This window comes from Hahella sp. HNIBRBA332 (assembly GCF_030719035.1).
In the GTDB taxonomy this organism is placed as follows: Bacteria; Pseudomonadota; Gammaproteobacteria; order Pseudomonadales; family Oleiphilaceae; genus Hahella.
In genome coordinates, this window is sequence record NZ_CP132203.1 from 3,649,094 (window position 1) to 3,660,394 (window position 11,301).

The window sequence follows — 11,301 nt, forward strand, 5'->3', positions numbered from 1 at the left end:
CTTAGCCCGCATTAGAAAGCTCAAGCAGCAGTTTATTCAGACGGCTTACATAGCCAGCGGGATCTTTCAGGTTCTCGCCGCCGGCCAATCGCGCCTGATCAAACAGCACCCAGGTCAGATCTTCGAAACGCGCGCCCTGCTCTTCACCCAGTTTTTTCACCAAAGGATGCTCAGGGTTGATTTCAAAGGTCGGTTTACTCTCGGGCAACGCCTGACCCGCCGCTTCCATGATGCGACGCATTTGCACGCCCATATCGTACGCTCCTACCACCAGACAGGCGGGAGAGTCGGTCAGACGATGAGTCACACGCACTTCTTCCACATGGTCTTTCAGCACTTCCTTCAAGCGGTTAAGCAAAGGTTCCGCCTCTTTGGAAACCTCTTCCTGCTTCTGCTTCTCTTCTTTGTCTTCCACTTCGCCCAGGTCCAATTCACCTTTGGCGATATCCTGGAAGTGCTTGCCGTCAAACTCGTTCAGATGACTCATCAGCCACTCGTCAATGCGGTCATGCATCACCAGCACTTCAATGCCCTTCTTGCGGAAGATCTCAAGATGGGGGCTCTTCACTCCAGCGCTGTAGGACTCGGCAGTGATGTAATAAATCTTATCCTGCCCTTGCTTCATACGGCTGACATAGTCTTCCAAAGACTGGGTCTGTTTGTCGTCATCCTGGTGTGTGCTGGAGAAGCGCATCAACTTGGCGATTTTCTCGCGGTTAGCGAAGTCTTCAGCAGGGCCTTCTTTCAACACGCGGCCAAACTCGTCCCAGAAGGACTGATATTTTTCCGCATCGTCAGCAGCCAGTTTGGACAACAGGTCCAACACGCGCTTGGTCAGCGCCGAGCGCATGCTTTCCACCGCCTTGTCATTCTGCAGAATTTCCCGCGATACGTTCAGGGACAAGTCGTTGGAGTCCACGACGCCTTTTACGAAGCGCAGGTACAACGGCAGGAACTGCTCGGCGTCATCCATGATGAAAACGCGCTGGATGTATAGTTTCAGACCACGCGGCGCTTCGCGATTCCACAAGTCATAGGGCGCTTTTGCGGGAACATACAACAGACTGGTGTAGTCCAGCTTGCCTTCCACACGGTTATGCGCCCACAGCAATGGATCACTGAAGTCGTGAGCAATGTGCTTATAGAACTCTTTGTAGTCTTCGTCTTTGATCTCGTTACGGGGTAAGGTCCAGAGAGCGGTGGCTTCGTTAACCGATTCGAATTCAGGCGCGGATTCCGTCTTCTCTTTGCCTTCCTCTTCGTCCCCGACGTCCATATTTTCTTTTATCATTTCAACCGGGAAGGAAATATGGTCAGAGTATTTCTTCACTAGGCTGCGCAGGCGCCAACCGTTAGCGAACTCTTTCTCTTCTTCCTTCAAGTGCAACACGATGCGCGTACCGCGTTCTTCTTTGGTCACAGTTTCAATAGAGAAATCGCCTTCTCCTCTGGACTCCCAGCGCACCGCTTCTTCAGGTTTCATGCCTGCGCGTCGGGTATAGACCTCAACCTTGTCGGCGACGATGAAGGCGCTATAGAAGCCGACGCCAAACTGCCCGATCAGACGTGAATCCTGCTTTTGGTCGCCGGTCAGACTGGAAAGAAATTCCGCCGTACCGGATTTGGCGATGGTGCCCAAGTTCGTCACCACTTCATCACGGCTCATGCCGATACCGTTGTCCGATAAAGTGATGGTCTGTGCTTTCTCATCAAACTCCAGGCGAATTTTGAGGTCGTTGTCGCCCTCGTAGAGGTCTTCTTTGCTCAACGCCTGAAAGCGTAACTTATCCAAGGCGTCCGACGCGTTGGATACCAATTCGCGAAGGAATATTTCCTTGTTGCTATAGAGCGAATGAATCATCAGGTGAAGCAATTGCTTCACTTCAGCCTGAAAGCCTAAGGTTTGTTTTTCTGTTGCAGTCGTCATCGGTCGACAAACTCCTGGCGTAAGTCCGTATCGGAAACAAGTGAAATAATATTGATTGCAGGCCGGCGATTTATCCGGCGCTTGTGGCCAGAAAGTGGGGGCGAATATGGATATTTCAACCGTTTCGGAGCTATGCTCACATTTTCATGACTAACAAATGCGAGAAGCCCCGTGGGAGATGTCATTCCATTCAAGAGGCCGTCCCTGAAGAAAAAAGCCAAAGGCAAAACCTTGTGCCGCAACGGCTTTCACAAATGGGAGGTCAGTAAGGAAAAGCAATTCGACGTAAAATCAGGCAAGCTGGTGACGGTGTACCGTTGCGCCCGCTGCGGCGAGCAGAAAGTGCTGGCGCTGTAACGGCGCCGGACGCTCAGCGCCCTGGCCAGGGCAGATCCCAGGGAGACGCCCACCCCTCCGCCAATAAGTCGCGCATCGCCTCGGACACAAACAACTCTCCAATCTGCGGCGGACGGATGATCGCATGGCGCTCCCCTTTATAGCTGAAACGCAATCCATAGGCGTGCAAATAAGTGCGATCAAAATCTCTGGCCGCCTTTCCCGCATACAGTTCATCCCCGGCGATGGGTGCGGAGATACTTTTCAAGGCAACGCGAATCTGATGTGTTTTCCCTGTTAAAGGACGTACGATAAAAGCCCTGACGCCGGGCATTAGCGTGTGACTGAAGAACTGGGTGACTGCGGGATTTTCACGCCCCAGGGTTAACTTCCAAGCGCCCGCGCGCGCTTTTTCCATATCACCGATGATTTTACCCTGCTTTTTTTGCGGCTTTTGCCCAGACAGGGCCAAGTAAAACTTCTCAACTTGGCGGGAGCTGAACTGCTCGGTCAATTCGCGAGCTAACGCTGGTGTTTTCGGCAGCAATAATAGTCCGGACGTCACTTTATCAAGGCGATGCACAGGATAAACGCGGATGCCTAAGGCTTCCGCCACGCTGGAGCACAAGCCCGGCAGTCCGTCGTCATCATGAAAAGATGTTCCTGGCGCTTTATCAACGACCAGCAAGTCATCGTAGTCGGCGACTATTTGAAAAGAGGATGTATTCACCGTTTCACTCCACATCGGACGGCAGATGGGGCGGCAGTTTACCCCAGGCGCCAACAATGCACGAGTGGAGACCGCCGAAACCGGTTAAAACACATCAGACGGCGTTGCGATCAGTTAACGCCGAGAAGGCAATCCATTGCGGGAGAGAGAAGCGCCTGGGATCAGGCTCGACTACGATAGTCTTCGAGGGAGATAACTTCGGCATTGGAAACCGGGGCGGTTTCCGCCTCAGCCAAGGCGAAGTCATAACGCTCGTTCAAACAGTAACGCAGCTCCGCCAGGGATTCATGCATTAACTGACTGATCTTGATGCATGCCGCCAAGGGGGTCTTGGCTCTGGCGCGGGTCATATCGACCTTGAACTGAAGTCCGCGCAGCTTGCGCTGACAGTCAGTCCGGGCGGAGGTGATGATGTACTCCACCATCTCTTCTCTTAGCGCTTCCAATGCTTCAGGCCTTTGTTTGGCCATTTCAAGCAATTCATCAAAATGTGGAAGTTCCATTCTAAGCTCTCTTACTACACTACAGCCTGATTCGGCTTTCATACTACCCAGCGGCTTTTTGTTACGACTCAGCAGCCACCTGCTGAAAAGCGATAGGCTCTTAAGCTTCAAGCCGGTCTCACCCAGCGCTCAAGACATGGACCCAACCAGAAAAAGCCACACCCTATTTTGTTCAATTTTTAACCATATTTAGATAGTACAAGTCTGCTTTTGACCTGTACACATAAAATGCATTCTACCAGAAAAAAATGGCATGTTACATTGTGTAAAATTAGTTATACCTGTGTAAATAAAAGGCTTTATATACAAGCCGGTTAGCATAGCAAGCTAAGGTTGACAGGTAGATAGACAACCTAAGTGGTCTAGGAAAGATGGGGAAAAAGGCAGGGCCTGTTAACAAAAATGTGAGGCGAGACACACTTAAAGACTCGCCATCAATGCCGCTTGAGACGTCATATTGGACTAACTCAGGCGCCGCTGATCAGTCCTCGCAAGTTCTTTAACCGGCTCTGTATGCGGTCACGAACCAGGCGATAGGGAAAAAACGTAACGCCGAGTCCCAGATCCATAAACAACTGAGAGCGCGGAGCCTGCTCATACATGCTCAGATAGGCGCCCGCCATTGCAGTAATGGAACGGCTCAGGTGCAAGTAGTCGCTTTGAACGATAATTCCCAGTTGATAGGTGTTGGATAGCAGGTGCATCACTGTTTGCAAACGACGCTGAACGCCTGTCACGCCCTCTTTGTACAATTGCGTCAGGGCATGAACGCCCAGTGGCGTGACCCCCTTCTTCTTCAGCGTTTCCGTCAAGGCGGCGCGAATAAACTCTCTGCGGCGGCGATTGTCCTCCGGGTGCGTGCTCATTTCGATCAATGCGTGGGTCAGACGCTCCACATCCGCCGTCAGCGCGCCATAAACATAGTCCCAGACCAACGGCCACTTACCCCGCATATCCACCACATTGCCCCAGTCAATCAGAAACAAGCGACCTTCGGGCGTCACCATGATATTGCCCGGGTGTAAATCGCCGTGAAACTCTTGATACACCAGGACGTGCTGCAAAATGGTGAATAGAAAGCGCTCTGCGACTTTCCGGCGCAGGTCTTCCTTCTCCTGTCCCGCTACTTCCCGCAGCAGACGATCCACCGACAACGCCGTCTCAAGGTATTCCATCTCAATAATGCGCCCGGTGGCGGAGTAAATTTGTGGCACGGACCAACTATCGCTGTCCTGGGAGCGACGATGAAAACGTTTTTGTATCGCCGCTTCGTCCTCGAAGTTCAGCTCCTGTTCGAACCCTCGCGTGAACTCTTTAACCTGGCGGGACATTGCTTCCAAAAACGGTAACAATTTGGTGTGGGGCGCCCAGTATTGACTGGATATCAACATCAGCTCCAGGGCCAGCGCGCCCATCTGAAATTCCCGCTCAAGATTGTGCCTGGACACCTTCACGACGATTGGAACCAGCATTTCGACGCCATCCCGGCGCACGGGTTTCTTCGCTACATATACCGAACCAATGGAACCTGAACGTAAGGGATTGGCGACATCAAAACCGAAATATATCTCTCCTGGAAGCTTGCCGTAGCATTCCAGAAACGCCTGATTCACTTCCTCCGCCGTCATCGGCTGCACGTCTTCCTGAAACACTTTCAGCTCAGTGGCGATTTCCTCCGGCAGGAACTCTGCATTAGCAGCGGCTACCTGGGCCATTTTGATAAATAAAGGGCCGAATTCGCGCACCATTTTCGCCACAATCTGCGCCTGTCCGGCGAAATCACGCGGATCGGTTTGCAGGAAGGGCTTGATATAACGGATAGCGCGGATCTGCCGCCGCAATATCGCCAGATCGCTGCGCAACACCCTCGCCTTTTGCGCCATTTCGCCGATAGCCAGATTATTCACATGTCGCAAATGTTTGATGCGATTGATGATATCCACCAGCAGCGGTTCATAGGCGCGCAACACGGAGCGGATAATATCCAGGTTGAGCTCCACCAGCCCTTTCAACTCCGGCGCGCTGATCAACTCATGGAAGAACTGCCAGAACTCATTGACGATGGCTTCCGGAATCTCCACCGGGCTTCGCGACACAGTCTGTTTGACCAGAAACTGAATCAGGCCCTCAGTCGTCTCTTCATTGGGAATCAGTTTGTATTTACGCAGATACCCGGTCAGGGCCTTGGATTGTTCTGAGATGGGGTGCTGGTAGAGGGCTTCGAATAACAGGTCCAGTTCGCAGGCCAGTTGTTCTCTGTCAATGAGGTCGTCGCTGAGGATCAACTGGCCGATAGGAAGAAAGGATTTCGGCAGTTTTACCGTACTGACCGCAAACTGACCAGCCCCCCGCAACATCCGGTCAGTTCGTTGCTTTAAAACCGGAAAGTTAATCTCGATGAACTTCTTTGGGTCCGATTCACTCATGTGGGCGCCAGAGCCTGATGCTATCCATAGGTTGTTTATGAAGTCCGACAAGCTCCAAGCTTATCAATATCATTCGAGGCAAAAAAGCAGTCTAGCACTTATCCACAGAGCGAATAGATAAAGTTTGATGGAGTTGGCCAAATTGAAAATGACCACTGGTCATTTATATTGATAGACTGCTGTTCGGTGCTTTATGGGCGTATTAAAACAGTCCGGCTTCACGACGAGTCACACGCTTTCATCAAGGTAAAGCAGGCATCTGATAAACACGCATAACACAAGACAGGGTTGGGATTATGAGCGCGAAAACTGTATTGATCACGGGCGCCTCCTCCGGTATTGGCCTGGCGTTGGCGCGGGTATTCGCCCGCAATGGTTGGAATCTGGCCCTGGTCGCCAGACGTAGCGACAATCTGGAGCGTCTCGCTACAGAGCTGAAAGAGAAATATGGAGCCGATAGCCAGTGCATCGGTTTCGACCTGACTGCTGATAACGCTGCGCGAGCGCTATACGACGAGGTGCGTTTTCGCAACTTGCGGATAGACTGTCTGGTGAATAATGCGGGACGAGGATATTTTGGCTCGTTCATCGAACGCGATTATCAGCTTGAAGAAGAGACCATCTATCTCAACGTGACCGTACTCACCTCGCTGTGCAAGCTGTTTGGCCGCGATATGGTGGAGCAAGGCGGCGGCCGCATCCTAAACATCGCTTCCATCGCCGGTTTTATGCCGGGCCCCAATTTCGCGGTATACCACGCCACCAAAGCCTACGTGCTATCGCTGTCCCGGGCTATTCACGCCGAACTTAAATCACAGGGCGTCACTGTCACCGCGTCCTGTCCCGGGCCCACGGAAACCGAGTTCTTTGACAAGGCGGGAACCGGCGTACTGAAAGCAATGGAATACATCCGTCGCATGCCAGCGGAAAAAGTGGCGGAGCAGGCTTACGAAGCGATGATGAAAGGCAAACCTGTGGTGGTGCATGGAATGCTCAACAAGGTGATGGTGGAATCGCCGCGTCTGGTTCCGAAGAGCTGGGTCGCGCCCGTCGTAAAGAGCCTGATGCGGTAGGCGACGGCCCCATTATTCAGCCGGGGCCTCTTTCAATCTGCGCCACTCTCTGACTGCGTCCGGGTCCATGCGGAAGTAATGCAGGACCTGGGACGCCACCAGCAGGCTGATCACCCCGGCGGCGATAAATAAGCCGTCATAGCCCAGCATTTTGGCGACGAAGCCGCTGAACACGCCCGCCGCGCCGGAAACAATCACCTGGATGCAGGCTTGCAGCGTAAAGTCCGCACCTTCATGTTCTTTGCGGCAATAATGCATCATCATGGCGAATAAGGCGACATTCGCCATGCTGTCGACTATCTGTTCGAAAATGGCGACCGCCAGCACAACCGGCATCTCCGTCGCACCGCCGCTGACAAGGGAATACATCGCCAACGCCAGAGCCTGCAGCAAGGAAAGCGACACCAGACAGACCCTGGGACCAAAGCGATCATAAAAACCACCGCCGGCGAAAACCGCCGCCACGCCCACCAATGAGGACATCAGCGTCACCACGCCCACATCCGACAGCGACATGCCCTTGTCCACCAGCATGGGTTTGATCATGCCAGAGGCCAGGCTGTCCGGCATTTTGAACAGCAATAGCACGGCCACCCAGTAGATCATGCCGGGTTGGCGCAGGAAAGACAGGTAGGTGTTGAGAATCAGCGCCAGACTCACCACCGATTTGCTTTTCCCATCCTGAAGATTTTCGTCAGAGGCTGCCGCGTCGCCCAAGGGACGCTCATCGAACAGCAGGATCGGAATCAGGCAGCAGACCAGAATCGCCGCCATACTGTACAGGCTCAAACTCCAACCTATCTTATCGATGGCCATCAAGAGCAAGCTGGCGCTGACGATCATACCCACTTTGTAGCCGCCAACCTGGAGCGCGTTCCCCCACCCACGCATAGGCGGCGGTAACAGTTTCACCGCCAGTCCATCCGTCGCAATATCCTGAGTGGCCGCGCCAAAATTCATGCACACCAGAATCAGCATGAAAAGCAGAATCCCCCAAGCGCCAAGGTGGCCCGGATGCATGGTTCCCAACCACAGCAATAACCCGCTGACCACGCTAATGGCGGTGATAATCCAGCCTCTGTGCAGCCCCAGCTGAAACAGATTGTAGCGATCCACCCAAGGCGCCCATAAAAACTTCAGAACCCATGGGAACGCCAGCATTTTGATCAGGCCAATATACTCCAACGGAACGCCATGCTCCCGCAGCACGGGCGGAATCACATGCACCATCAATCCTGCGGGAAAACCTTCCGCAAAATAGAGACTTAACAAAAGCACAGAATGAAAGGGCGTAAAGCGCATGGGTTACCAATATCGCTGCGTATAAAATGAATAGGCGGACTTTATGCCTACACTGATAAAAGTCAACCTATCCACAACAGGAGCCCCCCATGACAATGGACGCGTCTCCCTCCATTCAGCAGTTGGTGGATCAATTAAAGTTGTCGCCGCACCCCGAGGGAGGGTTTTATCGGCGGATTTTCGCTGCGCCTTACCTGGTTTCTACGCCCTATGGCGAACGTCCGAGCGCGACGTTAATTTACTATTTACTGCCTCGGGGCGGCTTTTCTCAGTGGCATAGGCTACGCAATGACGAGATCTGGCTTCATCTGGGGGGAGACTGTATTCATATTTACACCATTGCGCCGGATGGGGCCTTGAGCACTCAGACTATAGGCTCCGGGCTCAGTAGAGACGCGCATGCGCCAGGGATGACCTGGCTCGCCGCCGAGCCGGAGCCGGGTTCTGCGGGCTATACTTTGGTGAGCTGCATCGTCTCCCCCGGATTCGACTTCGCGGATTTTGAATTGGGCGATGCGGATGAGTTAACCCCCCTCTACCCCAAGCACTTCGATCTTATCCTGCGGCTAAGCCGAAGCGGCTCCCAGGGGGGCTAAACCCGGATGCCCCCGGCGCGGGCAAGGGATATACTTCTATCATGACGCCGTGAAATATTATCCCGGCATTCAGCACTGCGTCCGCATTGCATCGGCACTACGTCCGTACTACGTCCGTACTGATTTCCAAGAAAGGAGAATGACTATCATGACCACCGCCTACCAATGGCTTGAAGCGAAAGACTGCGTACTGGTTCTGGTGGATATCCAGGGCAAGCTCGCTCAGCTCATGCATGAGAAAGAAAGACTGTTCTCGCAGTTGCAACGCATGGTCAAAGGCGCGTTGTTGTTTGATATTCCAATACTATGGATGGAACAACTACCGGAAAAACTTGGCCCCACCATTCCAGAAATCACCGAGTTGCTCCCGGACCTGCGCCCGATTCCCAAGCACGCATTCAGCTGCTACGGCGAACCCCGCTTCGTGGAAGCGCTGCAAAAAAGCGGTAGAAAACGGGTGTTGCTGACCGGCATTGAAAGTCATGTGTGCGTCTATCAATCCGCCTATCATTTAATTGAGGCCGGTTATGACGTCACCTTGATCAACGACGCCATATCCTCCCGCGATCCCGCCAATCGTGAGCTGGGCTTGCAGCGCATGCAGGCGCTGGGCGCGACGCCATCCAGCGTGGAAATGGTCCTGTTTGAACTGCAAAAAGAAGCCGCCGGCGAGCGCTTCAAACCGATGGCGCAGTTATTCAAGTAATGCGCTTCGGCTTGCCGATCGGAGACCTCTATCTCTCTGATGACAAAGCAGATTAAACTGACGATTATAAAAAGACGACTCAGCAAGCGGCGCGTCCGGTGTTAAGCGCTCCGCTTCCCATTAGAGGTGGTGATTGAAATGAGCCAGAATCATGACGCGGGGATGTACGACTCGGTGACGATTAAACACGTCGGCGATCTTGACCTGATAGAAATTGAGCGCCCCGAGTGCTCCGCCAGCCTGACCCTGCAGGGCGGCCAGTTGATCAGTTACGCTCCCCACGGAGAACATCCCGTTTTATGGCGCAATCCGGATGTGGCTTATCAAAAAGGGGAAGCCGTACGTCAGGGAATCCCCATTTGCTGGCCCTGGTTCGCCTTTCTGGAGCGCAATGCGGACCCCGTGCGCAACAGTTTCCCAATACAGGAAGCCCCCGCTCACGGTGTGGCGCGCAATGCGCTATGGCGTTTGTTGAGCATTACTGAAGAAGAAACCAGCACCACCATTGCTTTTGAGCTGAACGCCGAGCCCTTGGGCCTGAAAGTGGTGGTTACCTACCGATTGGGCGCGGTGATGAGAATGGAGCTGCAATCGTTCAATCTGTCAGAACAGCCCAAACACTTGAGTTGCGCCCTGCACACCTATTTCGCCGTGTCGGATATTCAGCAGGTCAGCGTGCTGGACCTGGACGACCTGCCCTACATTGACTCGCTGCGCGGGTGGAGCCTGCACAAGCAGGACGGCCCCCTGCACATCGCAGAAGAAATGGATCGTATTTACTACGACACGCCGGCGATATTGCGCATTCATGATAAAAAGTGGGAGCGGTTCATCGTCCTGGAGTCCTCCGAAAGCCGTTCCGCCGTGGTATGGAATCCCTGGATCGAGAAGAGTAAACGCCTATCCCAGTTCTCACCGGACAGCTACAAACACATGCTGTGCGTGGAGACAGGGAAGCTGCTGAACGACTATATCGAGTTGGAGCCGGGCCAGAGCCATACATTGGATCTGACCCTGTCATCCCGTCGTTAGATCAGGGAGTGACGGTATTCACGCCTTGCGGATGCAGGTTCTTTGAATAGCTCATCGCCTGGAACGCCAGCTCAAAACTGGCTTCCAGCTCGTCTTTCTGGCTAAGGAAGTACTCACATTCGGTTTCCACATCCCCTTCCTTCAAGTCGTTCTGGAACTCCCATTTGAACTTCCAGTACGCGTCTTCAGCATTGTATTTGCGGTCCGGGTGGTTATCCATTTTCCTGACGATGGCGACCAGGTTAGCGCGCTCGCCTTCAATGCCGCACAGATCATAGGCGGCGGAGGCCAACGCCAGGGCCTTCACGGATTCATTGAACAGGTTGTCCACCGCAGACAGCACCGCGTCGGACTCACGCTTGATCTGCTCAGCCAGCGCCTGAATCTGCTGACGTTCCGCAGACGCATCTTCGCCGTTGCGCACTTTAACTTCCAACTGAGTCAACACCTGCTCACTCATATTTTCTCTGGAAGCTTTGCCGTCGGAAAATGACTTGGATATTTTTTGCAGATCCTGGCTGGCCTTTTCCCTCTCTTGCTTGGAAGCCGTCATCAGCGCCTCGAACCTGCTTCCGTCGCCGCTGTCCGTTGAACATCCAGCCATACCGCCAGCCATGGTGAAAGTAAGGAGGATCATTATGAAACGAAGCACAGGCATCCATCACCTTTA

The 11,301-nt window shown here is 53.4% G+C and carries 11 protein-coding genes; 5 read left to right on the plus strand and 6 right to left on the minus strand.

Annotation, left to right across the window (positions count from 1 at the left end; genetic code table 11):
- Position 1: 1 nt before the first annotated feature.
- On the minus strand, positions 2-1,927 hold the full coding sequence (gene htpG, locus O5O45_RS16140; protein ID WP_305900417.1) for a molecular chaperone HtpG: 1,926 nt from the start codon (positions 1,925-1,927) through the stop codon (positions 2-4).
- Between the two features lie 171 nt (positions 1,928-2,098).
- Here htpG and O5O45_RS16145 point away from each other — a divergent pair, with 171 nt between their 5' ends.
- Positions 2,099-2,284, plus strand: coding sequence for a hypothetical protein (locus O5O45_RS16145; RefSeq protein ID WP_011395964.1), 186 nt, complete (start codon positions 2,099-2,101; stop codon positions 2,282-2,284).
- 13 nt (positions 2,285-2,297) lie between these two features.
- On the opposite strand, the gene O5O45_RS16150 is transcribed toward O5O45_RS16145, so the two are convergent.
- The 3 genes from O5O45_RS16150 to O5O45_RS16160 all read right to left on the minus strand — a co-directional run bounded on the left by O5O45_RS16150 (position 2,298) and on the right by O5O45_RS16160 (position 5,922).
- Positions 2,298-2,993, minus strand: a complete 696-nt coding sequence (locus O5O45_RS16150) for a TIGR01621 family pseudouridine synthase (RefSeq protein WP_305900418.1) — start codon at positions 2,991-2,993, stop codon at positions 2,298-2,300.
- A 161-nt stretch (positions 2,994-3,154) separates the two neighbouring features.
- Positions 3,155-3,496, minus strand: a complete 342-nt coding sequence (locus tag O5O45_RS16155) for a DUF3135 domain-containing protein (RefSeq protein ID WP_305900419.1) — start codon at positions 3,494-3,496, stop codon at positions 3,155-3,157.
- A gap of 467 nt (positions 3,497-3,963) precedes the next feature.
- Positions 3,964-5,922: an AarF/UbiB family protein gene (locus O5O45_RS16160; protein WP_305900420.1), complete on the minus strand. Its 1,959-nt coding sequence runs from the start codon at positions 5,920-5,922 to the stop codon at positions 3,964-3,966.
- 296 nt (positions 5,923-6,218) lie between these two features.
- Between O5O45_RS16160 and O5O45_RS16165 the strand changes: the two genes are divergently transcribed.
- A complete protein-coding gene (locus tag O5O45_RS16165; RefSeq protein WP_305900421.1) occupies positions 6,219-6,995 on the plus strand; it encodes an SDR family NAD(P)-dependent oxidoreductase in 777 nt (258 codons plus the stop codon).
- Positions 6,996-7,007: 12 nt separating this feature from the next.
- On the opposite strand, the gene O5O45_RS16170 is transcribed toward O5O45_RS16165, so the two are convergent.
- The gene (locus tag O5O45_RS16170; RefSeq protein WP_305900422.1) at positions 7,008-8,297 is read right to left on the minus strand and encodes an MFS transporter; all 1,290 of its coding nucleotides are present in this window, start codon (positions 8,295-8,297) and stop codon (positions 7,008-7,010) included.
- Between the two features lie 89 nt (positions 8,298-8,386).
- Between O5O45_RS16170 and O5O45_RS16175 the strand changes: the two genes are divergently transcribed.
- The 3 genes from O5O45_RS16175 (at position 8,387) to O5O45_RS16185 (ending at position 10,631) form a co-directional block, all read left to right on the plus strand.
- Complete coding sequence (locus O5O45_RS16175; RefSeq protein ID WP_305900423.1) at positions 8,387-8,893, plus strand: cupin domain-containing protein; 507 nt, start codon at positions 8,387-8,389, stop codon at positions 8,891-8,893.
- 139 nt (positions 8,894-9,032) lie between these two features.
- Entirely contained in the window at positions 9,033-9,599 is a 567-nt protein-coding gene (locus tag O5O45_RS16180; protein ID WP_305900424.1) for a hydrolase, read from the plus strand.
- A gap of 138 nt (positions 9,600-9,737) precedes the next feature.
- On the plus strand, positions 9,738-10,631 hold the full coding sequence (locus O5O45_RS16185; RefSeq protein ID WP_305900425.1) for a D-hexose-6-phosphate mutarotase: 894 nt from the start codon (positions 9,738-9,740) through the stop codon (positions 10,629-10,631).
- 1 nt (position 10,632) lies between these two features.
- Here O5O45_RS16185 and O5O45_RS16190 read toward each other — a convergent pair whose 3' ends face one another.
- Complete coding sequence (locus O5O45_RS16190) at positions 10,633-11,283, minus strand: hypothetical protein (protein ID WP_305900426.1); 651 nt, start codon at positions 11,281-11,283, stop codon at positions 10,633-10,635.
- Positions 11,284-11,301 lie beyond the last annotated feature (18 nt).